This is a genomic window from Stappia stellulata DSM 5886 (assembly GCF_000423705.1).
Lineage (GTDB): Bacteria > Pseudomonadota > Alphaproteobacteria > Rhizobiales > Stappiaceae > Stappia > Stappia stellulata.
In genome coordinates this window covers 174,594-198,867 of record NZ_AUIM01000011.1, presented here as the reverse complement: position 1 = coordinate 198,867, position 24,274 = coordinate 174,594, and the positions used below count along the sequence as shown (strand labels likewise).

Below are 24,274 nucleotides of genomic sequence, written 5' to 3'. Positions count from 1 at the left end.
GGCTCTTGGCGGAAGCCCGCGTGCCTTTTCGACCGGTTCGGTTGCCAATGGACCCCGGCTCGGTGGCCGGGGTGACGGCAGAGTGTGGGGCACTGCCGTGTGATTGCAATTCGCCTCGGACGTCACCCCGGGCAAGCGAAGCGCGATGCGGGGTCTATTGGCGCCCTCGGCGGTTGCGGGACGCGGAGCGGCTGCGACCTCCGGACAGTCGTCAGGAGCTTGCTCATTTCCCAAATGTGAATTGAACCTCGATCACATCGGTGATGGCGATGGCGACGGGCCTTGCTGCAAAAGTCGGGGGCTCTACCGGGTCGCGGACTTGGGTGACGGTCAGCCATTCGGGATCCAGATGCAGCCAGACGTTGGCCTCAGACTGATGACGACGGATAGGAATGCTTTCCCGCGTCATACCGGGCAAGCGTCAGCGCGACTCGGTATCGGGGAGCCGGAAGTCTGAATTTATCAGCCAAAAGGAAGCGCCTGGGCAGTGCCTCTCCGACCCTGGCTCTCATTGCATTCGGCCGGGAGGACGATCCCGATGCGGGTGCCATCCATGAAAAAGGCCGGCTGCGGGGTGCAGCCGGCCTTTTCGGTCTCGGGAAGCGTCGTTTCAGCGGTCCGGGATGTGGCCCGGCCGTTCTCAGGCGCTGAGTGCGTCGAGCTCGGCGACGATGGCATCGCCCATTTCGCCGGTGCCGATGGTCTTTTCGCCGGCGGCGGCGATGTCGGCGGTGCGCAGACCCTTGTCGAGCGTTGCGGCGATCGCCTTGTCGAGCAGGTCGGCGTCCTCGATGCGCTCGAAGGAGTAGCGCAGCGCCATCGCGAAGCTGGCGATCATGGCAATCGGGTTGGCCTTGCCCGTGCCGGCGATGTCGGGCGCCGAGCCGTGGACCGGCTCATAGAGCGCCTTGCGCTTGCCGGTGGCGGGATCGGTGGCGCCGAGCGAGGCGGAGGGCAGCATGCCGAGCGAGCCGGTGAGCATGGCGGCCACATCCGACAGCATGTCGCCGAACAGGTTGTCGGTGACGATCACGTCGAACTGCTTGGGCCAGCGCACCAGCTGCATGCCGCCGGCGTCGGCGAGCATGTGCTCCAGCGTCACGTCTTCATAGCCGTCGGCATGGGTCTGGGTGACGACCTCGTTCCACAGTACGCCGGACTTCATCACGTTGCGCTTTTCCATCGAGGTGACCTTGCCCTGGCGGGTGCGGGCCAGCTCGAAGGCGGCGCGGGCGATGCGGTCGATCTCGTAGCTCTCGTAGACCTGCGTGTCGACGCCGCGCTTCTGGCCGTTGCCGAGATCGGTGATCTCCTTCGGCTCGCCGAAATAGACGCCGCCGGTCAGCTCGCGCAAGATCAGGATGTCGAGACCCTCGATGACGTCGCGCTTGAGCGAGGAGGCATCGGCGAGCGCGGGATAGCAGATCGCCGGGCGCAGGTTGGCGAAAAGCTGCATGTCCTTGCGCAGGCGCAGCAGACCGGCCTCCGGGCGCACCTCGTAGGGAACGCTGTCCCACTTCGGTCCGCCGACCGCGCCGAACAGAACCGCATCCGCCGCCATGGCCTTTTCCATCGCCGCGTCCGAGATCGCCTGACCGTGGGCATCATAGGCCGCACCGCCGACGAGATCCGTCTCGGTCTCGAACTGCGTTCCGCCGCGGGCGTTGAACCATGCGAGGATCTTCTTCACCTCTTCCATGATGTCCGGGCCGATGCCGTCGCCGGGCAGGAGCAGAAGCTTGTGCGTGGACATGGGATGCGTTTCCTCGGTTTGTGTTCGGGGTGTTGCGAATTTGCTAAATCGTCGTGCCGGTCTTGGCAAGCGGGATGCGCCCGTACCGCCTTGCCTGCGCGGGGTCAGGCGGTTTCGATCGTCTCCAGAGCCACGTTGCCGCCGCACACAAGAACGCCGACGCGTTCGCCGGGGCTGGCGCGATAGGCGCCGCCGGTCAGTGCCGCCAGGGCAGCCGCCCCGCCCGGCTCGGCGGCGATCTGCAGCTCCGACCAGAGCCTTGTCTGCGCCTCGCGAATGGCCGCATCGGTGACCGTGACGCTTTCGGAAACGCGCGGTGCAGACAGCTCATAGACCAGCTCGCCGCAGCGCTTGGCGCCAAGACTGTCGGCGGCGAGACTGTCGACCGTGACATCGACCGGCCGCCCGGCCGCAAGCGCTGCATGTAGCGCGCAGGCGCCCTCCGGTTCGACCGCGACGATCTTGACCTTCTCATGCAGCCAGACCGCGCAGCCGGAAATCAGCCCGCCGCCGCCGACCGCGATCAGCACCGTGTCGAGATCCGGCACCTGCTCCAGCCATTCGAGCCCCACCGTGCCCTGTCCGGCGATGGTGCCGGGCGCGTCATAGGCGTGGATGTCCATTGCGCCGGATTGTGTGCGGTGGCGGGCGCAGGCTTCGGCCGCGTCGGCGTAACGGGCGCCGCCGACGTGAAGGTTTGCGCCGTAACCGCGAATGCGGGCAATCTTGGCGGGGGCGGAGGTTTCCGGCACGAAGATGTCGGCCGGGTGCCCCAGGCTGCGCGCGGCATAGGCGACTGCGGCGCCGTGGTTGCCGCCCGATGCCGCCGCGACGCCGCCGGCCGGGACGTCGCCGGACAAGAGCGTGTTGAAGGCGCCGCGTGCCTTGAACGAGCCGGAATGCTGCAAGAGTTCCAGCTTCAGGTTGATCGAGGCGTCGAGGGCAAAGCTGCCGGCCCCGCTTTCGATCACCGGCGTACGGCGGATATGGCCGGCAATGCGCGCGTGGGCGGCCGCGATGTCGGAGCGGGTGACGGACATGGGCGAAATCCTTTCGACGGGCGCGGCCTGGGTCAGGAGGCCAGCAGGGAGCTGGCGCCGCGCAGGATGAGAGCGAGTGCGAGAGCGGTCATAACAACGCGGAAGCCGGCGCGAAAGGTCTCCTCCGGCATGCGCCCCAGAAGGCGCGCGCCGGCGAGCGTGCCGAGAAAGCCGCTGAGGATCATCAGCGCGACGAGACCGAGCCAGGGCGCGAAGGCGAAGCCGAGCAGTCCGAAGACGATGAGTTTCAGGACATGTGACATCAGCGCCGTGACCGCCTGCGTGGCGACGAAGGTCTGGCGCGCGAGACCAAGCGTGGAGAGCACCGCGCCGCCAATCGGACCGCCGGCCCCGAAGATCATGCTGAGAAAGGTGGCGACGAGGCCCGCCGCTGTCATCGCGCGTTTGCGCATTGCCTGGAACCGGGGCGTTGGTCCCCAGACGAACCACAGCACGAAAAGCCCGATGCCGATGCGCAGCGCCTCTGCCGGCAGCCGGATCGCCAGCGAGCCGCCGACGAGCGCGCCGACCAGCGCACCGGCGAGAAACCAGAGCGTCACCGGCCAGTCGACGTGGCGCAGGAGCACCAGCGCCCGCCCGGCGTTGGAGCCGGTCTGGACCGCGCCATGCACGGGTACGATGGCGGCGGCGGGCAGAACCTGCGCCATCGCCGCGATCAGCATCATGCCGCCTCCAAGGCCGAAGGCGGAGGACACGACGGAGGTCACGAAGCTGACGGCGATCAGGCTGGCGGCGGCCAGGACCGAGAGACCGGGGGGAAGCAGGGAACCGGTGAAGAGATCGGACAGCATGCGCGGTCAAGGCCAGCGGGTGCGGGCGTAGTCCATCGCCTCGCGCAGGTCGAGCTGGCGGGTGGAATTGCCGCTGCGCACGTAAAAATGCAGTTTGCCGGCGTCGGTCAGATAGACCGCGCGCGGTGCCGGCTGCACCAGGATCATGCAGACATCCTTGCCGGCGATCTCGGCGAAGGTCGTCTGCAGCGCCGGACAGAGGTCGCCGCCGAGACACTTCGTGACGACGCCGACGACGGTCTGCTCGAAGGCATCGCGGCCGGGACTGCGCAGCGTGGCGTAGTCGTTTTCAAGGCCGAGCACCGTACCGTCGTCGGCGACGCCGATGAGCAGCCGCCCGCCATGGGCATTGAAGAAACCGGCGATGGTCTTGGCGATCACCGTTTCCAGCGCCTTGTTGACGCGGTCTTCCTTGAGATCCCACCGCATGGTCGACTTGAATTCGACCTCCGCCGTCTCCCCGCCTGCGATCAACGCCGGAATTTCCTCGCCGTGGATCTCGCGAAAGAAGCGCAGGCCGCGCGAGGCCTCGAGATAGGAGCGCGTGGCAATGCCGAAACCGAGGCCCACCGCCGCGCCGATGCCGGCAAAGGCCAGTGTCATGTGGAGGTGGCGCGGCACCACAAGCAGCAGGAGCCGGTTGCTGAGGAAGTCGGCGAGCGCCGGGGCGTCCGGCGTCAGCCGGCCGACCTCCACCCAGACGATGAGAAGCACCGCGGGATGGATGAGGACCACGCCCACCAGCGCACCGGCAAGCACATAGACGATCAGCAGGGAGATACGGGAGAGCAGGAAGGGCATGACGCGGACATGGTTTCTGGCGGAGGTGCGGACGGCGGTTGACGCCGTCCGCGTGGTCGGCGTCAGCCGGCCTTCATCGCCGTTTCAACGAGCTTGACCCAGTAGGAGCAGCCGACCGGGATCAGCTCGTCGTTGAAGTCATAGGCCGGGTGATGGAGCATTGCCGTGTCGCCGTTGCCGGCGAAGATGAAGGCGCCGGGGCGCTCTTCCAGCATGAAGGAGAAGTCCTCGCCGCCCATCGTCGGCGGCACATCGGTATCGACATTGTCGGCGCCGGCGATCTCGCGGGCGATGCCGGCGGCGAACTCTGTCTGTTCCTCGTGGTTGGAGGTGATCGGATAGTCGCGCTTGTAGTGGATCGTCGCCTTGGCGCCGAAGGCCTCGGCGATGGTCGGCACGATCTGCTTCAGGCGTGCCTCCGCCATGTCGCGGATTTCCGGATCGAGCGTGCGCACCGTGCCGCGCAGCACGGCGGTCTGCGGGATCACGTTGTCGGTGAAGCCGGCGTTGAAGGTCGTCAGCGACACGACGACGGACTTCAGCGGATCGGTGTTGCGGCTGGCGATCGACTGTACCGCCTGAACGATCTGCGCGCCGACGAGAATGGTGTCGACGCCCTCATGCGGCTTGGCGGCGTGGCAGCCGGTGCCCTCGATCTCGATGCGCAGGCGGTCGGCGGCGGCCATGATGCTGCCCGGGCGGATGTGGAAGGTGCCGACCGGCGCGCCGGGCAGGTTGTGCATGCCGTAGACTTCCTGGATGCCGAAGCGGTCCATCAGGCCGTCCTCGATCATCGCCTTGGCGCCGGCCCCGCCCTCTTCCGCCGGCTGGAAGATGACGACGGCGGTGCCGTCGAAATTGCGGGTCTCGGCGAGATATTTCGCAGCACCCAGCAGCATCGCGGTGTGGCCGTCGTGGCCGCAGGCGTGCATCTTGCCGGGGATCGTCGAGGCGTAGGGCTTGCCGGTGATCTCCTCAAGCGGCAGCGCGTCCATGTCGGCGCGCAACCCGATGACCTTGCCGGAAGTGTCGGTCTTGCCGCGGATCACGCCGACGACGCCGGTCTGGCCGATGCCGGTGGCGATCTCGTCGACGCCGAAGGCCTTGAGCTTTTCCGCGACGAGTTCCGCCGTGCGGTGGGTGTCGTAGAGGAGCTCGGGATGGGCATGAATGTCCCGGCGCCATTCGGTGATTTCCTCGGAAAGATCGGCAAAACGATTGATGATCGGCATGGTGACCTCGGCTTGCGTGTCGGAGTGTAAGGCTTGGCGGAGCCGCCCTGCGGTCGCTGGCGCACCCGTGAAGAGGCGCGTATCTGACGCCAGAAACCGCCTCTTGCGCAAGCCCCCCTGCCGCAATGAAAGTCCGCGGAACGACAGGCGCTAACTGTGACGCTGCGTCAGTTTTGCGGGCCGGACGGGCAGAGGCGAAACACGCTGGAGCGCTTGATCGTGTTGTCCTCAAGTGAGCGGTTGACGGGAACGTCGTAGGTGGCGAGCCGGGTGAGACGCTCCTTTGGCAGGTAGCTGCGCCCCGGATCGCCGATGAGTATGTCGCTGCCTTGCGCCCGCGCCCGGTCGAGCCACGGCAGCACCCGGTCGGCCATCGGTTTTTCGTAAAAGACATCGCCGGCGAAAAGCACATCGACCTGCGGCGGATCGCTCTGGAGAAGATCCGCATCGGAGACCTCGAGCGGGACGCCGTTGAGCGCGGCGTTCAGCCGCGTGGCGGCCTTCGCGAAAGGGTCGATGTCGCAGGCAAGCACATGTGCCGCGCCCGCCTTTGCACAGGCGATGGCGACAAGCCCGGAGCCGGTGGCGAAATCGAGCACGCGGCGACCGGCGACCAGCTCCGGCGTGTCGAGAATGTAGCGGGCGAGCGCCTGGCCGCCGGCCCAGGCGAAGGCCCAGAACGGCGGCGGCAGGCCGAGCGCGCCGAGGTCGTCCTCGGTCTTCTGCCACAACTCCATCGCCTCGTCGGCGAGGTGAAGGCGGATTTCCGGCGCATGGGGAACGGCGTGGATCCGCGTGTTGGCGAGAATGAACCCCGCCGGATCCGCGCGCGGCGTCATTGGGGGTCGAGCCCGCCCATGGCGCAGACGATTTTCCATTCCTCTTCCGTGACCGGTTGCACGGAGAGCCGCATCGAGGTGACGAGCGACATGTCCGAGAGCGTCGGCTCCGCCTTGACGTCGGCCAGCGTCACGGGTTTCGGCATGTCGCACACCGCCTTGACGTCGACGCATTCCCAGCGCGGGTCGTCGGTGGTCGAGTCCGGGTGGATCTCCTTGCTGACCTCGACGATGCCGACGACTTCCTTGCCGATGTTGGAATGGTAGAAGAAGCCACGGTCGCCGATCTTCATCTCGCGCATGTTGTTGCGCGCCTGATAGTTGCGGATCCCGTCCCACTCCTCGCCGGCCTCGCCCTTGGCCTTCTGCATTTCCCAGGACCATTTGTCCGGCTCGGACTTGAACAGCCAGTAACGCATGCCTCAGGCCTCCGGATTCTTGAGGGCCCAGTTCCAGGGCCGGATTTCGACACTCTCGAACAGGCCCGCGCGGGCATAGGGGTCTTCCTGGGAGACGGCAAGCGCCTCGTCTCGGCTCGTCGCCTCGATCACGACGAGCGAGCCGGTCATGCCGCCGTCGTCGTCGAGGAAGGGGCCGGCGGCCTTGAGCTTGTCGCCCATGGCGGCGAGAAACGCGAGATGGTCCTCGCGATTGGCCTTGCGCACCTCAAGCGCGCCCGGCTTGTCGGTGCAGATCAACGCATAGAGCATGGAGTGTCCCCCTGTGTCGGTGTCCGGAAGCTTCGGCAATACATAACCGACCGGCGGGCGCCCGCAAGCCCGGGGGCGATTGGGCGCGATCCGGGCGCCTTCCCTCACGCTTCGCGCTTCAGGGGCCGGGTCATCAGTTCGGTGAGGGCGTCGTCGATGGACAGGCGTCCGTCGAGCACGGCGGAGACCGCGCGGCAGATCGGCAGCTCCACGCCGTGGCGGGCGGCGAGTGTTTCGGCAACGGCTGCGGAATGCACGCCTTCGGCGAGTTTCTGGCCCTCGGCGGTGAGCGAGGCAACGCTCGCGCCTTTTCCAAGCGCCTCGCCGAAGGCGAAATTGCGCGATTGCGCCGAACCGCAGGTCAGCACCAGATCGCCGAGACCCGAAAGGCCGGCGAGGGTCTCGCGTTGTGCGCCGAGTGCAAGGCCGAGGCGGGTCAGTTCGGCGAAGCCACGCGCGGTGAGCGCGGCCAATGCGCTTGCGCCCCACTGCTTGCCGGCGACCGCGCCGCAGGCAATCGCCAGCACGTTCTTCAGCGCGCCGCCGATCTGCACGCCGGTGAGATCGGTCGCGGCATAGGGGCGAAATTGCGGGCTTGCGAGTGCCGCCGACAGCCGGTCGGCGATCTTGCCGTCGGCGGCGGCGATGGTGACGGCGGTCGGCAGGCCGCGCGCCACATCGCCGGCGAAACTCGGCCCCGACAGCACCGCTGGCATCACGCCCGGCGCGGCCTCGCGCAGCACGTCGCCGAGCAGCAGGCCCGTGTCGCGTTCGATGCCCTTGGCGCAAAGGATCACGGGCGTTCCCGGCGCAAGGCGCGAGGCGAGGTTTTCCGCCATGGCGCGGGTCGTCTGCGCAGGGGTTACCAGCAGCACGGCGTCGGCGTCGACAAGCGCTTCATCGAGAGCGGTTGTCGCGAAAAGCGGCGGGTCGATTGTCACGCCCGGCAGATAACGCGGGTTGGCGTTGTCCTCGTTCAGCGCGCGCACGATGTCGGCATCGCGCGCCCAAAGGCGTACGCTGCGGCCCGCACGCGCCGCGACAAGCGCAAGGGCTGTACCCCAGGCGCCGCCGCCCAGAACCGCGATCCGCTCGATGTTTCGACCTTCCGCCGGTGTCATGCCCGTGTCTCCAGCCGCGCGCGCAGATCGGCAAGCGGTGCGTGAAACCCGGTGAAGAAACGGTCCGTGCCTTGCGCGATGGCCGCGTCGATGTCGATCCAGAACAGCTCGAAGCGGATCGGGTCTCCGCCGGCCGACGGCGTCATCTCGTAGTGTTCCCACCGGTCGCGCCGGCGGGCCGGAGCGTTATGGGGCATGGCCGCGTGATAGAGCCGGCGGGAATGGATGTCGCGGCCGAGTTCATTGTCGAAGAGCACGAGCTGTTCGCTCAGCGTGTCGAGCGCATTGCAGACCGCAAGCCCGGTCTCCTCGTGAAACTCGCGCAGGGCCGCGCCCAGGTGGCTTTCTCCGGGATCGACGGTGCCGCCGGGGATCTGCAGACCGACATAGGGCTGGTCGGGCTGGCGAAATACCAGAAGGTCGCGCCCCGCCGTCAGATAGATATAGGCCTTGTGCTTCAGCCGGTCGTAGCGTGCGGGCGGGGTCTCGCAGACCTCGCCTTCGAAGAATCTCGGGTCGTTCACGCCTTGGCTCCCTTGCGTCCCGAGCCGATCAGCCCGGCGGCATTTGCATCCAGCGGCCAGCGCGGGCGCGGCGACACGTTCTGGTCGTCGACGGTCTCGCCTCTTGTCGCCGCATCCCGCATCCGCTCGATGCCGGCCCAGGCGATCATTGCCGCATTGTCGGTGCACAGCCTGTGCGGCGGGGCGACGAGCCGCGCGCCGGCGGCACGCGTGACGCTGTCGAGCTTTTCGCGGATCGCGGAATTGGCGGCAACCCCGCCGGCCACCACCAGAGCGGGCGCGACGTCCGGGTGGGCTGTCGCGAAGAGCTCCAGCGCACGCCGGCTCTTTTCGCCGATGACGTCGCTCACCGCCTCCTGGAAGGACGCGCAAAGGTCTGAAACGGCCTGAGTATCCAAAGGCGCGGCGCGATGGGCGGCGGTGCGCACCGCCGTCTTCAAGCCGGCGAAGGACAGGTCGATCCCCGGCCGGTCGAGCATCGGGCGCGGCAGGGGAAAGCGACGCGCGTCCCCCTTGGCGGCGGCAGCCTCCACCGCCGGACCGCCCGGATAGGACAGGCCGAGGAGTTTTGCCGTCTTGTCGAAGGCCTCGCCCACCGCATCGTCGATGGTGGAGCCGAGGCGGCGATAGGCGCCGACGCCCTCCACCAGAAGAAACTGGGTGTGACCGCCGGAGACCAGAAGCAGCAGATAGGGAAAGGCGACGTCATCTGTCAGCCGCGCCGTCAGCGCATGGCCTTCCAGATGGTTGACGGCGATGAGCGGCTTGTTTGCTGCAAGGGCGGCCGCTTTTGCCGTCATCAGGCCGACAATCACACCGCCGATCAGGCCGGGGCCCGCGGTCGCGGCAATCGCGTCGATGTCGTCGAAGGAGACGGCGGCCTCTTCCATCGCGGCGGCGACAATCGTATCGAGCACGGAAATATGGGCGCGCGCGGCGATTTCCGGCACAACGCCGCCGAAGGCTGCGTGTTCGTCGACCTGCGAGCGGATGATGTCGGAGAGAACATGCGGCGTGCCGTCGGCGTCGAGCCGCACCACGGCGGCGGCGGTTTCGTCGCAGCTCGTTTCGATACCCAGAATTGTCAGGGACGCCGCCGCGCCGGGTGCGGGGCGATTTTCAGGGTCGACCGCATTGGCCGAAGCAGCTTGAGGGCTTATCATCGATCCATTCGCCTATCGCACGACACCCGCCTAGCACCAGGAATAACCTCCTTGCAAACAAAACCTTCCGCCTCCCAATTTCGCATCGGCACGCGCGGCAGCGCGCTCGCGCTCGCCCAGGCCCATGAGACCCGGGATCGGTTGATCGCCGCGCACGGACTGCCGGAAAGTGCATTCGAGATCATCGTGATCAAGACGTCCGGGGACCGGATCCAGGACCGGCCGCTGTCGGAGGTCGGGGGCAAGGGGCTGTTCACCAAGGAAATCGAGCAGGCGATGGTCGACGGCGACATCGATATCGCCGTTCACTCCGCCAAGGACATGCCGACCGTGCTTCCCGAAGGACTGGAGCTGATCGCCTTCCTGCCGCGCGAGGATGTGCGCGACGCGTTTCTCTCGCCAAAGGCGCAGAAGATCCAGGATCTGCCGCAGGGCGCGGTCATCGGCTCGTCCAGCTTGCGCCGCCAGGCGATGATCAAGCGGATGCGGCCCGATATCGAGGTGGTGATGTATCGCGGCAACGTGCAGACGCGGCTGAAGAAACTCGCCGACGGGGTGGTCGACGCCACGCTTCTCGCCACGGCCGGATTGCGCCGTCTCGGGCTTGGCGATGTCATCACCTCGGTGATCGACCCCGCGGAGTTCCTGCCGGCGGTGGGCCAGGGCGCGATCTGCATCGAGGCGCGCGCCGACGACACCGCGACGCGCGACATGCTCGCCGCCATTCACCACCGCGAGACCGAAATCTGCCTGACGGCGGAGCGTGCCTTTCTTGCCGAGCTCGACGGCTCCTGCCAAACGCCGATCGGCGGACTGGCAAAGCTCGATGGCGACCGGATCCGTCTCGACGGACTGATTCTGCGTCCCGACGGATCGGAAGCGCATGAGACCTTTCGCGACGGGCCGGCCTCGGATGCGGCCGCGCTCGGACAGGACGCCGGCGCGGAGCTGAAACGACGCGGCGGCCCCGGCTTCTTCCGGGATTGAGGCCATGTCGCGCGTGTTGCTGACACGACCCGAACCTGTGGCGGGCCGCACGGCGCGGCAGCTGCTGCGACTTGGCTATGCGCCGGTTGTCGCGCCGATGATGCGGATGCGCGCGATCGGCCTTGCCGGCGTGCCCGAGGTGCCGCCGGGTGCCGTGGTCGCGGTGACAAGCGCGCGCGCCATCGAGGCTGTGCAGGGAACGCCCGCATGGGAGCGACTGCGCGCGCATCCGGTCTTTGCCGTCGGCGAGGCGACGGCCTCAGCCGCGAAAGACGCGGGTGCCCTGCGGGTGGAGGCCGCGGACGGGGATCTGGGATCGTTGTGCGCGCATTTGCTGCGCGCCCGTCCCGGATCGGTGGTCTATCTGGCCGGCCGGCAACGCAGCGGCGATCTTTGCGCCATCCTGCAGGCGAACGACATCCCCTGCAGGATGCACGAGGTCTACGACATGGAGGCGCTTGCCGAGCCGCCGGCCGCGCTTGTCGCGGCGCTGGCGTCCTGCGGTCCCGAGGATCCGCTGGCGGTGCTGGTGTATTCCCGCCGCTCCGCCGATGCCTTGATCGCTGCGCTGACCCGGCTCGACGTTCACGAAGGGCTCGTCTTCTTCGCGCTGTCGGACCAGGTCGCGGAACCGTTGCATGCGCTCGGCCCCTGCCATGTCGCGGCGGAGCCAAGCGAGGCGGCGTTGATCGCCTTGCTGGAAAAGACATGCTAATCGACAGACATATTTGTTTTGCAGCGCGAAAACGGCAATCATGGGGGCGACCGGTTCCATCGCGAACCCCATGTTTCAGGTAAAGACACCGGGCCGATGCCCGGCAAGCGAGAGGACAGTCATGGCCGCCGACAGCAAGAAGCCGGACCAGAAGAGCGACTCCGCGAAAGCCTCATCCAAACCCGGGTCCGGAGCGGCGTCCGGGAGTGCATCCGGCCGCAAGCCGGTGACCATCGATCTGGAAGCCAGGGAAGTGCCCGGCGCCAAGCCAGCCGCGCAAAAGCCGGCGACCGGCCCGCAGTCCACCGGGTCCCAGAAAAGCGGTTCTCAGGGGCCGGACACCGCGGCACCGGGCACGCCGAGCGAGACGAAATCCGCGCAAGGCAGGCAGGCGGACACCAAACCGTCCGACACCAAACAGTCCGATGCGAAGCCCGGTGACGCGAAGCCGGCCGGCGCGGGCACGAGCGCGTCGTCGTCTCCGGCTTCCGGTGCGAAATCCGCCGCGCCGGCGTCGGCGAGCGCCTCCCCTGCATCGAAGTCCGCCTCTTCGCCCGCCTCGTCGTCCGGTTCACCCCAGAAGCCGGCCGGTTCCGCTTCCGGACCGGCCGTCGCGCCGGCAACGGCGCCGGCCGGGGCCTCCGCGAGCGGCGCGAAACCCGGCGAAACGTCGTCGGCGGCAAAGCCCGGCGGATCCGGGGGCGGCGCGTCTTCGGCTTCCGCCACATCCTCCGCTCAGTCCTCCGCCGGCACGGGCAAGCCCCCGGCGGCCGACGCCGCGCGCCCGGAAAAATCCGGCGGCGCCGGCGTGAGCTCCCTCGTCGTTGCCTCGATCGTCGGCGCGGGGCTCGTGCTCGGCGGTGCCTACGGCGCGCATCGCGCCGGTTATCTGCCGGTGAGCGCCGCTCCGGCGGCCTCCGAGGTGCAATCCGCGTTGACCGCGGCACAAAGCCGCATCGCCGGCCTTGAGGAGCGCATCGCCGGACTGAGCGACACGCAGGATGCGACCTCCTCCGCCTCCGCCGCGCTTGAGGACCTGCGCTCCCGCATGTCGGCGCTTGAGAGCTCGGTGGAGAGCGGGCTGCAATCGGCCACCGGTCTTCCGGAGGCGGCTTCGGAGCGGCTTGCGCAACTGGAGAGCGGACTGGCGGAGCTGCGGCGGTTCGTGTCTTCCGGCGGCGCCGGCGAGACGGCCGGTCTCGCCAGCCTTCAGGAACGGCAGGAGGCGCTCGGCCAGAGCGTGAGCGAGCAGGGCGAGACCATCGCCAGCCTGCGTGACCAGATCGGCGACAGTGCCGGGGCCGGCGATGCCCGTGCCGCGCTCGACAGCCGGATTTCCGCGCTTGAGGACACCGTCGCCTCGCTCGACCAGACGCTCGGCGGGCTGTCGGGCGTCAGGGATCAGCTCTCGGGCCTGCAGGAAAGTATCGCTGCGCTGAACAGCCAGGCGTCGGCGCAGGGGGAGACGCTGGCCAGCCTGACCAAAGGGCAGGACGCGCTGCAGACCCGGGTCGACGAGGGGCTGAAAAGCGTTTCGACGACGGTCGCCGCCCTGGAAAAGCGGGTCGCGCCGATCGAGGCGCAGATGGGCGGCGTCGGCGCCCGCGAGACGGCAGCGCGCGCCGTCGCGGTCTCGGCGCTGAAATCCGCCATGGACGCGGGCGCGCCGTTCGAGACGGAGCTTGCCGCGGTGGCGTCCGCGCTTCCCGCGGACACGGATCTCGGGCCGCTGCAGGCGCGTGCCGCGCAGGGCGTTCCCACCCGCAATGCGCTGCAGGCGGCGTTTGGCGCCGCCGCGCGTGCGATGAGCGCGAAGCTGGATGCCCCCGCCGATGGCGATCTGGTCGACAGCTTCTGGTCCAATGCGCGCTCGCTCATCTCGATCCGCCAGCCGGGGGAAAGCGACGCCAACACGCCGTCGGCCGCCCTTGGCCGCATGGAGGCCCGGGTCGATGCGGGCGATTTCGCCGGGGCGCTCGATGCCTATGAGACGCTGCCGGAAAACGTGCGCGCTGCCGGGAGCGACTGGGTCGGCAACGCGCGGGCGCGGCTTGCCGCCGACCGGCTGGTGGACCAGGTGACGCGCGACGTGCTGAAATCGCTGAGCGCGGCGCCGCAATGAGGGCCGCGCTCACCGCCACTGCCGGCGGACCCGTCAATTGCCCCGCATGCCGTCATGACCCGCAAGGCCGGGTTGGGGGGAGGGAAACATCATGATTCGCTTGCTGATCTTCATCGCTCTTGTGTTCCTTGTCGCGGTGGCCTCCGCCTGGATCGCCGACAAGCCGGGCATCGTCACCCTCGACTGGCAGGGCTATCAGATCGAGACCGGCGTGATGACGGCGGCCGTCGCGCTGCTCGGTCTCCTGGTGCTCGGGATCGTCTTCTGGAACGTTGCGCTGTTCATCCTGCGCACGCCCGACCACGTGAGCCGCTTCTTCTGCCGCCGGCGCAAGGACCGCGGCTATGACGCCATGTCCAAGGGCCTGCTGGCGCTGGGCGTGGGCGATGCCGCCGGCGCGGGCCGTCACGGCGCGGAGGCCGCGAAGCTTCTGTCCGGCGAACCGGCGACGCAGCTTCTGCTGGCACAAAGTGCCCAGCTCGACGGACGGCACGAGGAGGCGCGGTCGCGCTTCGAGGCGATGCTCGACGATCCGGCGCTGCGTCCCGTGGGTCTGCACGGTCTCTACATCGAGGCGGAGCGGCTGAACGAACCGGTTGCAGCGCGCCACTATGCCGAGGAAGCCGCGCAGCTGATGCCGGGCCTCGACTGGGCCGGGCGCGCGGTGCTCGGTTATCAGGCGGTGAGCGGCGACTGGGCCGATGCGATCAAGACGCTGGAGAAGAACTACGCCTCCAAGCTCGTCGACAAGAAGACCTTCCGCCGCCACAAGGCGGTGCTGCTGACCGCGCAGGCGCTGGAGCTTGAGGATCGCGATCCGGACGCCGCACGCCAGAAGGCGAACGAGGCACACGGACTGGCGCCCGCGCTGGTGCCGGCGGCGGTGGCTGCCGCGCGTCTCGCGACACGGCGCGGCGATATCCGCAAGGCGATGAAAATCGCCGAGACCACCTGGAAGCACACCCCGCATCCCGAGCTTGCCGATGCCTATGCCCATGCGCGCACGGGCGACTCGGCGCAGGACCGGCTGAAGCGGGTGAAGTCGCTCGCCGCGCTGCGCGCCCACAATGCGGAAGGCGCGCTGGCGCTGGCGCGGGCCGCCATCGAGGCGGGCGACTGGGATCTGGCGCGTGCGCAGATGAAGGCAGCACTTCGCCTGGAGCCGACGCAGCGCGTGTTCCTGATGATGGCGGACCTGGAGGAACGCCAGCACGGCGACAGGGGCCGGGTGCGCGAATGGCTCGCCCGCGCGGTGCGCGCGCCCTCCGACCCGGCCTGGGTGGCGGATGGCGTCGTCAGCGACACCTGGTCGCCGGTGTCGCCGGTCGACGGACGGCTGGATGCCTTCGTCTGGACCACCCCCCCGGCAACGCGCGATCACCACGACGATCCGCTCGAGGCGCTGGACGAGACGCTTCTGGAAGCGCTTCCGGCCGCCCCGGCGCATCTGGAAGCGACGCCGCTGGAACGCAAGCCGCCGGCCGGCGAGGCAAGCCCGCAGGCGACCGGCGAGACTGTGTCCGGCGCCGCGCAGGCGCCCGCACCGGCCTCTCCTCCCGGCGGTGCGGCGGCCTCCGCCGCCGAGGCGCATCCCGTGGCCGATGCCACGCGAGCTGCGGATACAGCCGCCCCGGCGCAAGAGGACGCAGCCCGGACGGACGAGACATCGGACCCGGTAAAAGCGGCGGACGCGACCGGAGTGGCGCCGGCAGCTGCGGCACGTGCGGCCGAGCCGAAGGACGACGCCCCGAAGGAGGCTGCAAAAGCGGACGCCAAGACGGACGCGAAGACAGACCCCAAGGCCGATGGCAAAACCGCTGGCAAGGGGAAGGACGACCTGTCGCGCCCGATCGAGTTTCCGCTGAAACACATGCCCGACGATCCGGGGCCGGACGACGAGGCGGACAAGGCGAGCCAGAAGAAGCCGGGTTTCCGCTTCTTCAACTGACGAATGCCCGGCCTGCCCGGCGGCGCCACGCGCTTGGCCGGGAAGGCCGGCCGTTTCGATGGCAGGGACCCGATACGCCGATGGAGGCGGGAGGCTTCGCCACGGCTTCATTTGCGGGCGTTGTCCCCGCCTCGGGGCGGGGATGCGATCGGCGTCTCGACGTGTCCCGACCCTCATACGGGTCGGGGCGTTTCGCTTGCCAGATCGCGGTGCCTTGCCGCTTTGTCCAAAAGGCGCGAGGGGGCACGTAAAGCCTCTTGCGCCGCGCCGCCCGGTCGGGTATCAAGCGGCCACCTCGCCGAACGCCTGACAGCGACCGTATTCGCTGTCGCGGATGACGTGGGGTCTGTCCGCCCCGAAAGACCGGGACGGGCGAACGTCCGAAGCGCCTTGCTTTGGAAGACATACGGGACGCACACGTCCCGGTTTGGTGCGCCGGTGTAGCTCAGATGGTAGAGCACGTCATTCGTAATGATGGGGTCGGCGGTTCGAGTCCGTTCACCGGCACCACTTTTTCTCATCCCCTATCGTCGGTTTGGTCGCGCCAACCGATTGTCTTTGCTGTCGCCGGTTCTGAATGGCGCCGGCCGGTCTCGCTGCGAATTTCTTCCCCTCACCCGCCACACACTTCCGTTGCAACCGGGTCGTTCGAGAGCTGTTCCCAGGCGGCGTCGGGGATCTCGGCCGGATCGACGGTTTCGCCCGGCAGCAGGTCGATGCGGCGGTTTTGCTCGCAGTCGTAGATCTGGCGCAATTCGCGCGGCTGGTCGAAGCGGGCAAAGAGATAAAGCGACGCCTTGCGGTAGCGCGGGGCGTTTTCGTTCGTCTCGATGCTCGGCCGGTCGAGCGCGACCAGACGGTTGATGCGCGGCGCGATCAGCGTCCAGGGCTGCAGGATGTTTGAGGTCTCATAGGTGCGCACCACCTCCAGCCCGTTCGGCAGGCCGCGCGTCGTGCGGTCGACCCAGTCGTATTCCGTCCAGATCGTGTAGGCGAGCATGGCAAGCCCGGCAGCGGCCGGGGTCGTCCAGCGCGGCAGGCGTCCGCCGATGGTGCGGTTCACCAGCAGAATGATGCCGGCGACGGCGAGGCCGAGGACGAAGGTGCTGATCAGCGTGAAGAACATGGGATTCGTTGCCTTCGCTTTGAAATTGTCGGCGCCGGTCAGGGATGGGGCTTGCCGGCGCCGCTGTCAAATGGCGCGCGTTGCCGGTGCAGGGCTCGTCACAGCGTGCGGCCGTGGCCGATGGCCGATTGCAGGGTCTTTATCACGCCGAAGGCGTCCTTGAGGTGATTGCGCTCCAGCGCCGACAGGCTCGCCGGGGCCATGAAATTGTCTGGCGCCTCCCCCGCGCGCACCTGTCTTGCCTGATGCGCCAGACGGATGTTGGCGATCAGGTCGTAGGCATCGACGAGATCGCGCCCGCCCGACGGGCTGAGGGTGCCCGCCTCGCGCGCGGCGATCAACCGTTCGCGCGTGTTGACCGGCTCAAGCCCGCCTTCCAGCGCATAGAGCCGGGCGAGATCGACGACGGGAACGACGCCGCTGTGCTTGAGGTCGAGCGTGTCCTTGTGCTCCCCCGAGCGGATCAGCGCGAAGCCGCGAAACAGGCCGAGCGGAGGCGTGTGTTTCAAGGAATTGGCCGTCATATGGGCGCGGAAGATCGAATTGCGCCGCGCCAGATCCAGAGTGCGGCGCTGCATGCCGGAAAAAAGTGCGGTCTCCCCGTGGATCGGGCGCAGGTCGAACATCACGCTCGCCAGCATCTGCGCCATCGGATCGGGGGTTGCGATCCAGCCCTCGAAATAGCCCTTCCAGACCTTCGCCGGCTGTCGCCAGCGCGGATTGGTCGCCATCATGTCGCCCGGACAATAGACATAACCGCAGGCGTTCAGTCCGTCGCAGACGCGCGCGGCGAAGTCGGCGAACCATTTGCCGTGGCGCGCCTCGTCATAGGCGTCGTCGAGGATCAGGCAATTGTCCTGGTCCGAAACGCCGGTCTGCTCGCGCCTTCCTTGAGATCCGCAGGCCGCCCAGAGCCAGGGCACGGGCGCGGGGCCGAGATCGCGTTCGGCAAGCTCGATCAGCCGCCGGGTCAGCGCGTCGGTCACGCTGCTGATCAGATGGCCGATGCGATGGGCTTCCACGCCGAGGCCGACGAGCTGCGCGAGTAGCTGCGGCACCTGCGCCACGGTGGCGGCAAGCGCGTCTTGCGTGTCCTGGCGGGCGATGTCGGAGATCAGCGAGACGGCCGAGAGCGACTGGTGGCGCACCAGATTTGTGCGGGTGACGATGCCGACGGCGCGCCCCTCCTCGCAGACCGGCAGATGGCCGATCCCCCGACCGCTCATCAGCATCAAGGCGTCGAGGAGCAGCGCGCCGGGCGGCAGCGAAGCAGGGTCGGCGGTCATGATTGCGCGAAGCGGTGTCAGCGGGTCGCGGCCGGCGGCGAGCACCCGGGCGGTGAGGTCGCCGGTGGTAACGATGCCGGCAAGCGTTGCGTTGTCGCCGACAAGCACGCAGGAAATGTTCTTGTCCGCCATGATGCGCGCGGCGTCCCGGGCGCCGATGCCTTGCGGCAACACCAGCGGGTCGGCTGTCATGATGTCGCGCAGTTCGACGGAGACGAGGGCCGCATCGGCCCCGTCCGATGGGCCCGTCGCCCGACGTTTCGGCGTGTCGCGCAAGGGATCGAAGAAGGCGTCGAAGCGCGGATGCCGGCCGAGGAGGGCGCGAAACACCGTGCCCGGAATGGCGATCAACGCGCTGTCACTCGCGCCGACGGCGCGCAGGGTCGCGGTCCCGTCGCGCAGCAGCGCCTTGGCGCCGAGGATTTCGCCGCTGGCGGCGCGCGAGACCGGATCGCCTTGTGGAGACAGGAGATCGACTTCGCCGCTTTCCACCACATGGATGTGGGTCAGCGTCTCGCCGACATTGAAAAGCGGCAGGCCGGGCGCGAGCGTTTTCCGCTTGGCGGTTTGCGCGAGCGCCGCGATTTCGGCCTCGGGCAGCAGGTCGAAGGGGTGATGTCGGGAGAAGAAGGCGGTCAGGGAGGCGGTGTCGAGGGTCATGGCTCACCTTGTCGCCAGTGTCATGCGGTCTGGATGTGCCGGAGCCTCCGGTGCAAACCGCCAGGTGTGCGACCCCCGCCCGTGGGCGGGGGCCGGTCTCGGTGTGGCGTGGCGCGCCGTCAGTGGTCGACGGCAACACCGGCACCGCGCGGGATGCGCACGGATTCCACCAGGTCCTGGATTTCCTGCGGCGGTTCCGCCGTCTGCATCGACACGAGATAGGCGACCGCGAAGTTGAAGATCGCGCCGATCGTGCCGAAGGAGGCCGGGGAAATGCCGAAGAGCCAGGCGTCCGGCGTGTTCGGCAGCAGGTTGGTGCCGGGGATGAAGAACATGCCCAGGTAGGTGAAGACATAGCCGACCGTGATGATCAGCCCCGTCAGCATGCCGCAGATCGCACCGGGCGCGTTTACCCGCTTGGAGAAGATGCCCATCATCAGCACCGGAAAGATCGACGCCGCGGCAAGGCCGAAGGCGAGCGCCACGGTCTGGGCCGCGAAGCCCGGAGGATTGAGCCCGAGCCAAGTCGCGACGATGATCGCACCGGTCATCGCGATGCGGGCGGCAAGGAGTTCGCCCTTTTCCGAGATGCGCGGGTTGATGACCGACTTGATCAGGTCGTGCGAGATCGCCGAGGAAATCGCGAGCAGGAGGCCCGCGGCCGTCGACAGCGCGGCTGCGAGACCGCCGGCGGCGACAAGCGCGATCACCCAGCCGGGAAGCTGCGCGATCTCCGGGTTGGCGAGCACGAGGATGTCGCGGTTGACGTCCAGCTCGTTGCCGTTCCAGCCGAATTCCTGGGCCTTTTCGGCGAACTCGGCGTTCTTGTCGTTGTAGAACTGGATGCGACCGTCGCCGTTCTTGTCCTCGAAGTTGAGAAGCCCGGTCTCCTCCCAGTTCTTGAACCACTGCGGCCGGTTCTCGTAAGCGAGATTGCCCTCCGGCGCACCGATTTCGCCGGTCTGGATCGTGTCCATGATGTTGAGGCGTGCCATCGCGCCGACAGCGGGAGCCGTCAGATAGAGCAGTGCGATGAAAACCAGCGCCCAGCCGGCGGACCAGCGCGCGTCGGCGACCCGCGGCACGGTGAAGAAGCGGATGATGACATGCGGAAGGCCCGCCGTGCCGATCATCAGCGACATGGTGAAGAGCACCATGTTCAGCGTGTTGGTGTGATGGCCGGTGTAGCTGGCGAAACCGAGATCGGTGACGACCTGGTCGAGCTTGGCGAGAAGTGGCTGGCCCGAGGCGGTGTGCTCGGAGAACAGGCCGAGCGAGGGGATCGCATTTCCGGTCAGCGCCAGCGAGATGAAGATCGCCGGGATGGTATAGGCCGTGATCAGCACGACGTACTGGGCGACCTGCGTATAGGTGATGCCCTTCATGCCGCCGAGCACCGCATAGAAGAACACGACCGTCGCGCCGATCAAGAGGCCGGTGGTCACATCGACCTCGAGAAAGCGGGCGAAGGTCACACCGACGCCCGTCATCTGGCCGATGACATAGGTGATCGAGGCGACGATCAGGCAGATCACGGCGACGATGCGCGCGGTTTGCGAATAGAAACGGTCGCCGATGAACTCCGGCACCGTGTATTTGCCGAACTTGCGCAAATAGGGGGCAAGCAGCATGGCGAGCAGCACATAGCCGCCGGTCCAGCCCATCAGGAAGGTCGAGTTGTCATAGCCGGTGAAGGCAATCAGCCCGGCCATGGAGATGAAGGACGCCGCCGACATCCAGTCGGCTCCGGTCGCCATGCCGTTCAGGACCGGGGGAACCCCGCGGCCGGCGGCATAGAACTCGCCGGTCGACCCGGCGCGCGCCCAGATGGCGATCCCGAAGTAGAGCGCGAATGACAGCCCCACGACGATGTAATTGAGTGTTGTTTGATCCATCGATCAGGCCTCCCGGGGCTTATTCCTCGACGCCGAACTGGTGGTCGAGCTTGTTCATGCGCCATGCGTAAAAGAAGATCAGTCCCAGAAAGACCAGGATCGATCCCTGCTGGGCGAACCAGAAGCCCAGATCGGTGCCGCCGACCTCGATGCCCGTCAGCAGCGGGCGAAACAGGATGCCCATGCCGAAGGACGACAGCGCCCAGACGATCAGGCAGTTGCGGATCAGGGCGAGGTTGGCTTTCCAGTACGCCTTGCCCGCCTCCGTGCCGTTTTCGTTGCTCATGCGATTTCCTCCACAATTGCGTCGCGATCGCATCTCGCAGATGGGCCGTGAAAAGCCGACCGCGGGCGTCGCGCGTACGCGTAGCCCGACCGTTCGCCCGACGCGGTGTCGGTCGTGCGGTGGTCGTCCCGGGTCTGTCCGGCTTTTCCGATTGCCGATCTTGTCCGATGCGTGCCGGCGCGGCGCATTCCGCCGGTCCGGACAAATGACGGCATCACGCAATGCGTGCGTCCGTCACCGTGAGCGAACCATACAATCAAGCCGGACGCGGGCGAACCGAGACATTCGGTTAATGCGGGATACTGCGGATGGGAGCCGCCGCCGCAGGGCGGGCGAAGCTCAGGGCGCGCGGTCGATCAGCTGCGTCAGCGCGGTCTTGAGAATGTCGGCATTGTCCGGTCCGAGCGCCTCGAGCAGGCGATCCTGGTGGGCCTTTGCCCGGTCGACCAGCGCGTCGGCGCGTGTCTCGCCGGCCGCGGTGAGGCGGACCCAGACCCGCCGTCGGTCCTCGCCGTCGGCATGCCGCTCCAGAAGGCCCTGGGCGACGAGCTTGTCGACGGTCTTGGAGATCGCCGGCTGGTTGGCGAGACAGCTGCGCGCCAGTTCGCCGACGGTCAGGCCCTGCCTTGTTCCCTTCAAGGAGGCGAGGACGCGCCAGACAGCGATCGACACGCCTTGTCCGCGCACTTCGTGATGAAACTCCGCGCTTGCCACGCTGGAGGCGCGGGCCAGCAGATAGAGAAGATAGCCGTCGACGAAACGGGTCGAACCGGTCATGGCCGGGCCGGCGCGTAGCGCGGGGTCGCGTATCGGCCGCCATGGTAGAGAAGCGGTTCGCGCTCCCGGCCTTCGAAGGCCTCCACCGCGCCCAGGAAAACGATGTGATCGCCGCCTTCGACCTGCGCGTCGTGGCGGCACTGGAACACGGCCGTGACACCGGCCAGAACCGGTACGCCGCCCAGTCCGGGGCACCAGTCGACGTCGGCGAACCGGTCCTGCGCGGGCCGTGCGAAACGGTCGGACAACGCGCGCTGGTCGGAGGCCAGCACATTGATCGCGTAGTGCGTCGCGCGTTCGAAAGCGCCGAGGTTCCGGGAACTTCGGGCCAGGCTCCAAAGCACCATCGGCGGATCGAGCGAAACCGAATTGAAGGAATTGGCCGTCAGGCCGACGGGACGCCCGGTGGCATCCAGCGTCGTGACGATGGTCACTCCGGTGGCGAAACGGCCCAGTGCTGTCCGGAAGTCCCGGTGGTCGGTCATCATGGCACGGCCCCCTGTGTGTCGACTGGATCATTGAGATCTAAAAATATTCCTTTTCATACAATAACGATATTGCTACGATCCTCCAAGTTCTTTTCGGTTCCTGCGCAAAAGCATGACCAGGAACAACATTCGGGAGGGTTCGCATGCTTGCCGATCGGATCGAGGGCAAATGGATCGACGCGTTCGAGCGTGTGTTCGTCCTGTGCAAGGTGACCGCCGGCGAGACCGTCGCACTGCTGTCTGAAACCCAGTCCCGCCCGCTCAACGTTCACATTGCGGAACTCGCCCTGCAGCGTCTTGGCGCCACCGTCTTTCATGTCGTGGTGCCGACGCCCCGGCAGGACGCCCCCGTGCCGGTGCGATCGACCGGCGCCTCCGCGGCGCTGGGCGGTCAGGACGCGGCCATCACGGCGCTTGCCGCGAGCGGCCTCGTCGTGGATCTCACCGTCGAAGGCCTGCTTCATGCCCCGGAGCTGCCGCGCGTTCTGGAGCACGGCGCGCGGGTCCTGATGATTTCCAACGAGCATCCGGATGCGCTCGAGCGGCTGTTGCCGCAGCCCCGCGACAAGGATCGGGTGCGCGACGCGGTCGGGCGCCTCCGCGGCTGTTCGACCATGACGGTGACCTCGCAGGCCGGCACCGATCTCACCGTCTTGATGACGGGGGCGTCGACCGCCGGTGTCTGGGGCTGGTGCGACCGGCCCGGCAGCGTCGCCCACTGGCCGGCCGGTCTCGTCGTCAGTTTCCCGAAGACCGGCAGCGTCAACGGTACACTGGTGCTCGATGCGGGTGACGTGAACCTGACGTTCAAGCGCTATCTGGAAAGCCCCGTCCGGCTGACCATCGTCGATGATTACGTGACACAAATCGACGGTCACGGGACGGATGTGGAACTGACCCGGCGCTATCTGGCTGCCTGGGGCGAACGCGAGGCCTATGCGGTCAGCCATGTCGGTTTCGGCATGAACGAGGCGGCGCGCTACGAGGCGCTCGCCATGTACGACCAGCGCGAGACCAACGGAACGGAAGTCCGCGCCTATTCCGGAAACTTCCTGTTTTCGACCGGTGCGAACGAATTCGCCGGACGTTTCACCAGGGGACATTTCGACATTCCGGTGCGCGGCTGCACCATCGCGCTCGATGGCGAGGCGGTGGTCGTCGACGGCGAGCTGATCGAGGCACTGCGATGAGCGGCGGAGATCACATCCGCGCAACCGGCGGCGCGCGCGCCGTGGTGTTTCTGCACGGGATCGGCGCGGGGGCGGAGATGTTCGCTCCGCAGATTGCCGACCTGGGACGGCGCTGCGACGCGATCGGCTGGAACCTGCCCGGCTATGGCGGACACGACCTCGACGGCGAGATGACCTTCGACGGTCTGGTGGCGGCGCTTCTGGCCTTTCTCGACCGGTTGCATTTCGCCCGTGTCGATCTCGTCGGCCATTCCATCGGCGGCATGCTGGCGCAGGCCTTCGTCGCGCGCCATCCCGAGCGGGTGCGCACGCTTGTGCTGTCGGCAACGACAGCCGCCTTCGGCAGCCGCGACGGGAGCTTTCAGAAACAGTTCGTCATTGAGCGGCTCGCGCCGCTCGACGCGGGACGGACAATGCCAGATCTCGCGGCCGAATTCGTGCCCGGGCTTGTCGGATCGCGTGCCGTGCCCGAGGCCGCGGACCAGGCGCGCGCGGCGATGTCAGAGGTGCCGGAGGCGACCTATCGCGCGGCGATCCGCTGCCTGGCGACCTTCGACGCGCGCGACGCGCTTCCCCTGATCCCGGTGCCGGTGCTGCTGATCGCCGGCGGCGAGGACCGCAACGCGCCCGCACCGACGATGCGGCGCATGGCGGACAAGATCCCGGCCGCGCGCGTCGTCGAGCTTGAGGGCATCGGCCATCTCGCGCCGCTGGAATGCCCCGACGCCTTCACCGGAGAAATCCGGAGCTTCCTGAAAGACACGGATCGTTAGAAAAAACACCAGAGAGGACCCGCTCC

24 protein-coding genes and 1 tRNA gene are annotated in these 24,274 nt (G+C 67.7%); 7 read left to right on the top strand and 18 right to left on the bottom strand.

What is annotated here, in order from left to right; translation table 11 throughout:
* Positions 1-640 precede the first annotated feature (640 nt).
* The 11 genes from leuB to tsaD all read right to left on the bottom strand — a co-directional run bounded on the left by leuB (position 641) and on the right by tsaD (position 9,995).
* Positions 641-1,753, bottom strand: coding sequence for a 3-isopropylmalate dehydrogenase (leuB, locus tag G572_RS0108435; RefSeq protein ID WP_029058090.1), 1,113 nt, complete (start codon positions 1,751-1,753; stop codon positions 641-643).
* Positions 1,754-1,857: 104 nt separating this feature from the next.
* On the bottom strand, positions 1,858-2,793 hold the full coding sequence (locus G572_RS0108430) for a threonine/serine dehydratase (RefSeq protein ID WP_029058089.1): 936 nt from the start codon (positions 2,791-2,793) through the stop codon (positions 1,858-1,860).
* A 32-nt stretch (positions 2,794-2,825) separates the two neighbouring features.
* Positions 2,826-3,605 carry a sulfite exporter TauE/SafE family protein gene (locus G572_RS0108425; RefSeq protein ID WP_037546258.1) on the bottom strand — a complete coding sequence of 260 codons (780 nt, stop codon included), beginning with the start codon at positions 3,603-3,605 and terminating at the stop codon, positions 2,826-2,828.
* Positions 3,606-3,611: 6 nt separating this feature from the next.
* Entirely contained in the window at positions 3,612-4,406 is a 795-nt protein-coding gene (locus G572_RS0108420; RefSeq protein WP_029058087.1) for an AlbA family DNA-binding domain-containing protein, read from the bottom strand.
* Positions 4,407-4,468: 62 nt separating this feature from the next.
* Entirely contained in the window at positions 4,469-5,638 is a 1,170-nt protein-coding gene (locus G572_RS0108415; protein ID WP_029058086.1) for a M20 aminoacylase family protein, read from the bottom strand.
* Between the two features lie 167 nt (positions 5,639-5,805).
* The gene (locus G572_RS0108410; RefSeq protein ID WP_425423423.1) at positions 5,806-6,516 is read right to left on the bottom strand and encodes a class I SAM-dependent methyltransferase; all 711 of its coding nucleotides are present in this window, start codon (positions 6,514-6,516) and stop codon (positions 5,806-5,808) included.
* A complete protein-coding gene (locus G572_RS0108405; RefSeq protein WP_029058084.1) occupies positions 6,474-6,896 on the bottom strand; it encodes an EVE domain-containing protein in 423 nt (140 codons plus the stop codon). Before G572_RS0108405 ends, G572_RS0108410 begins: the two co-directional genes overlap by 43 nt.
* A 3-nt stretch (positions 6,897-6,899) precedes the next feature.
* Positions 6,900-7,187: a YciI family protein gene (locus tag G572_RS0108400; protein ID WP_029058083.1), complete on the bottom strand. Its 288-nt coding sequence runs from the start codon at positions 7,185-7,187 to the stop codon at positions 6,900-6,902.
* A 104-nt stretch (positions 7,188-7,291) separates the two neighbouring features.
* Positions 7,292-8,308: an NAD(P)H-dependent glycerol-3-phosphate dehydrogenase gene (locus tag G572_RS0108395; RefSeq protein ID WP_029058082.1), complete on the bottom strand. Its 1,017-nt coding sequence runs from the start codon at positions 8,306-8,308 to the stop codon at positions 7,292-7,294.
* Positions 8,305-8,832 carry an NUDIX hydrolase gene (locus tag G572_RS23125; RefSeq protein WP_051242024.1) on the bottom strand — a complete coding sequence of 176 codons (528 nt, stop codon included), beginning with the start codon at positions 8,830-8,832 and terminating at the stop codon, positions 8,305-8,307. The genes G572_RS0108395 and G572_RS23125 overlap by 4 nt, the downstream gene beginning before the upstream one ends.
* Positions 8,829-9,995, bottom strand: a complete 1,167-nt coding sequence (gene tsaD / locus G572_RS0108385) for a tRNA (adenosine(37)-N6)-threonylcarbamoyltransferase complex transferase subunit TsaD (RefSeq protein ID WP_084649962.1) — start codon at positions 9,993-9,995, stop codon at positions 8,829-8,831. Before tsaD ends, G572_RS23125 begins: the two co-directional genes overlap by 4 nt.
* A gap of 51 nt (positions 9,996-10,046) precedes the next feature.
* Between tsaD and hemC the strand changes: the two genes are divergently transcribed.
* Together hemC and G572_RS25415 are read left to right on the top strand one after the other, a co-directional pair.
* Positions 10,047-10,982, top strand: a complete 936-nt coding sequence (gene hemC / locus G572_RS0108380; RefSeq protein WP_029058080.1) for a hydroxymethylbilane synthase — start codon at positions 10,047-10,049, stop codon at positions 10,980-10,982.
* Between the two features lie 4 nt (positions 10,983-10,986).
* Positions 10,987-11,697 (top strand): uroporphyrinogen-III synthase, encoded by a 711-nt coding sequence (locus G572_RS25415; RefSeq protein WP_029058079.1) that lies wholly within the window; start codon positions 10,987-10,989, stop codon positions 11,695-11,697.
* 327 nt (positions 11,698-12,024) lie between these two features.
* Here G572_RS25415 and G572_RS0108365 read toward each other — a convergent pair whose 3' ends face one another.
* The gene (locus G572_RS0108365; RefSeq protein WP_029058077.1) at positions 12,025-12,423 is read right to left on the bottom strand and encodes a hypothetical protein; all 399 of its coding nucleotides are present in this window, start codon (positions 12,421-12,423) and stop codon (positions 12,025-12,027) included.
* A gap of 82 nt (positions 12,424-12,505) precedes the next feature.
* On the opposite strand from G572_RS0108365, the gene G572_RS0108360 reads away from it, so the two are divergent.
* From G572_RS0108360 to G572_RS0108350, 3 genes are all read left to right on the top strand, one after another.
* The gene (locus G572_RS0108360) at positions 12,506-13,819 is read left to right on the top strand and encodes a COG4223 family protein (RefSeq protein ID WP_029058076.1); all 1,314 of its coding nucleotides are present in this window, start codon (positions 12,506-12,508) and stop codon (positions 13,817-13,819) included.
* A gap of 91 nt (positions 13,820-13,910) precedes the next feature.
* Complete coding sequence (locus tag G572_RS0108355) at positions 13,911-15,767, top strand: heme biosynthesis protein HemY (RefSeq protein WP_029058075.1); 1,857 nt, start codon at positions 13,911-13,913, stop codon at positions 15,765-15,767.
* Between the two features lie 434 nt (positions 15,768-16,201).
* Positions 16,202-16,277: transfer RNA gene (locus G572_RS0108350), tRNA-Thr, on the top strand.
* 103 nt (positions 16,278-16,380) lie between these two features.
* Here the strand turns inward: G572_RS0108350 and G572_RS0108345 are convergent.
* The 6 genes from G572_RS0108345 to G572_RS0108320 form a co-directional block, all read right to left on the bottom strand.
* On the bottom strand, positions 16,381-16,893 hold the full coding sequence (locus G572_RS0108345) for a hypothetical protein (protein ID WP_029058074.1): 513 nt from the start codon (positions 16,891-16,893) through the stop codon (positions 16,381-16,383).
* A gap of 98 nt (positions 16,894-16,991) precedes the next feature.
* Positions 16,992-18,839: a DUF294 nucleotidyltransferase-like domain-containing protein gene (locus tag G572_RS0108340; RefSeq protein ID WP_029058073.1), complete on the bottom strand. Its 1,848-nt coding sequence runs from the start codon at positions 18,837-18,839 to the stop codon at positions 16,992-16,994.
* 119 nt (positions 18,840-18,958) lie between these two features.
* On the bottom strand, positions 18,959-20,734 hold the full coding sequence (locus G572_RS0108335) for a sodium:solute symporter family protein (RefSeq protein WP_029058072.1): 1,776 nt from the start codon (positions 20,732-20,734) through the stop codon (positions 18,959-18,961).
* Positions 20,735-20,753: 19 nt separating this feature from the next.
* Positions 20,754-21,020 carry a DUF4212 domain-containing protein gene (locus G572_RS0108330; RefSeq protein WP_029058071.1) on the bottom strand — a complete coding sequence of 89 codons (267 nt, stop codon included), beginning with the start codon at positions 21,018-21,020 and terminating at the stop codon, positions 20,754-20,756.
* 339 nt (positions 21,021-21,359) lie between these two features.
* The gene (locus G572_RS0108325; protein WP_029058070.1) at positions 21,360-21,797 is read right to left on the bottom strand and encodes a MarR family winged helix-turn-helix transcriptional regulator; all 438 of its coding nucleotides are present in this window, start codon (positions 21,795-21,797) and stop codon (positions 21,360-21,362) included.
* On the bottom strand, positions 21,794-22,285 hold the full coding sequence (locus G572_RS0108320) for a flavin reductase family protein (protein WP_208979068.1): 492 nt from the start codon (positions 22,283-22,285) through the stop codon (positions 21,794-21,796). Before G572_RS0108320 ends, G572_RS0108325 begins: the two co-directional genes overlap by 4 nt.
* Before the next feature lie 143 nt (positions 22,286-22,428).
* On the opposite strand from G572_RS0108320, the gene G572_RS0108315 reads away from it, so the two are divergent.
* Both G572_RS0108315 and G572_RS0108310 read left to right on the top strand, forming a co-directional pair.
* Entirely contained in the window at positions 22,429-23,475 is a 1,047-nt protein-coding gene (locus G572_RS0108315) for a 2,5-dihydroxypyridine 5,6-dioxygenase NicX family protein (RefSeq protein WP_029058068.1), read from the top strand.
* The gene (locus tag G572_RS0108310) at positions 23,472-24,248 is read left to right on the top strand and encodes an alpha/beta fold hydrolase (RefSeq protein WP_051242022.1); all 777 of its coding nucleotides are present in this window, start codon (positions 23,472-23,474) and stop codon (positions 24,246-24,248) included. The genes G572_RS0108315 and G572_RS0108310 overlap by 4 nt, the downstream gene beginning before the upstream one ends.
* Positions 24,249-24,274 lie beyond the last annotated feature (26 nt).

What these genes read in the sequence shown, in the direction of transcription:
- leuB (WP_029058090.1), bottom strand. Translation starts at nt 1,753, where the DNA reads ATGTCCACGCACAAGCTTCTGCTCCTGCCCGGCGACGGCATCGGCCCG.
- G572_RS0108430 (WP_029058089.1), bottom strand. Translation starts at nt 2,793, where the DNA reads ATGTCCGTCACCCGCTCCGACATCGCGGCCGCCCACGCGCGCATTGCC.
- G572_RS0108425 (WP_037546258.1), bottom strand. Translation starts at nt 3,605, where the DNA reads ATGCTGTCCGATCTCTTCACCGGTTCCCTGCTTCCCCCCGGTCTCTCG.
- G572_RS0108420 (WP_029058087.1), bottom strand. Translation starts at nt 4,406, where the DNA reads ATGCCCTTCCTGCTCTCCCGTATCTCCCTGCTGATCGTCTATGTGCTT.
- G572_RS0108415 (WP_029058086.1), bottom strand. Translation starts at nt 5,638, where the DNA reads ATGCCGATCATCAATCGTTTTGCCGATCTTTCCGAGGAAATCACCGAA.
- G572_RS0108410 (WP_425423423.1), bottom strand. Translation starts at nt 6,516, where the DNA reads ATGGAAAATCGTCTGCGCCATGGGCGGGCTCGACCCCCAATGACGCCG.
- G572_RS0108405 (WP_029058084.1), bottom strand. Translation starts at nt 6,896, where the DNA reads ATGCGTTACTGGCTGTTCAAGTCCGAGCCGGACAAATGGTCCTGGGAA.
- G572_RS0108400 (WP_029058083.1), bottom strand. Translation starts at nt 7,187, where the DNA reads ATGCTCTATGCGTTGATCTGCACCGACAAGCCGGGCGCGCTTGAGGTG.
- G572_RS0108395 (WP_029058082.1), bottom strand. Translation starts at nt 8,308, where the DNA reads ATGACACCGGCGGAAGGTCGAAACATCGAGCGGATCGCGGTTCTGGGC.
- tsaD (WP_084649962.1), bottom strand. Translation starts at nt 9,995, where the DNA reads ATGATAAGCCCTCAAGCTGCTTCGGCCAATGCGGTCGACCCTGAAAAT.
- G572_RS25415 (WP_029058079.1), top strand. Translation starts at nt 10,987, where the DNA reads ATGTCGCGCGTGTTGCTGACACGACCCGAACCTGTGGCGGGCCGCACG.
- G572_RS0108355 (WP_029058075.1), top strand. Translation starts at nt 13,911, where the DNA reads ATGATTCGCTTGCTGATCTTCATCGCTCTTGTGTTCCTTGTCGCGGTG.
- G572_RS0108345 (WP_029058074.1), bottom strand. Translation starts at nt 16,893, where the DNA reads ATGTTCTTCACGCTGATCAGCACCTTCGTCCTCGGCCTCGCCGTCGCC.
- G572_RS0108340 (WP_029058073.1), bottom strand. Translation starts at nt 18,839, where the DNA reads ATGACCCTCGACACCGCCTCCCTGACCGCCTTCTTCTCCCGACATCAC.
- G572_RS0108335 (WP_029058072.1), bottom strand. Translation starts at nt 20,734, where the DNA reads ATGGATCAAACAACACTCAATTACATCGTCGTGGGGCTGTCATTCGCG.
- G572_RS0108330 (WP_029058071.1), bottom strand. Translation starts at nt 21,020, where the DNA reads ATGAGCAACGAAAACGGCACGGAGGCGGGCAAGGCGTACTGGAAAGCC.
- G572_RS0108325 (WP_029058070.1), bottom strand. Translation starts at nt 21,797, where the DNA reads ATGACCGGTTCGACCCGTTTCGTCGACGGCTATCTTCTCTATCTGCTG.
- G572_RS0108320 (WP_208979068.1), bottom strand. Translation starts at nt 22,285, where the DNA reads ATGATGACCGACCACCGGGACTTCCGGACAGCACTGGGCCGTTTCGCC.
- G572_RS0108315 (WP_029058068.1), top strand. Translation starts at nt 22,429, where the DNA reads ATGCTTGCCGATCGGATCGAGGGCAAATGGATCGACGCGTTCGAGCGT.
- G572_RS0108310 (WP_051242022.1), top strand. Translation starts at nt 23,472, where the DNA reads ATGAGCGGCGGAGATCACATCCGCGCAACCGGCGGCGCGCGCGCCGTG.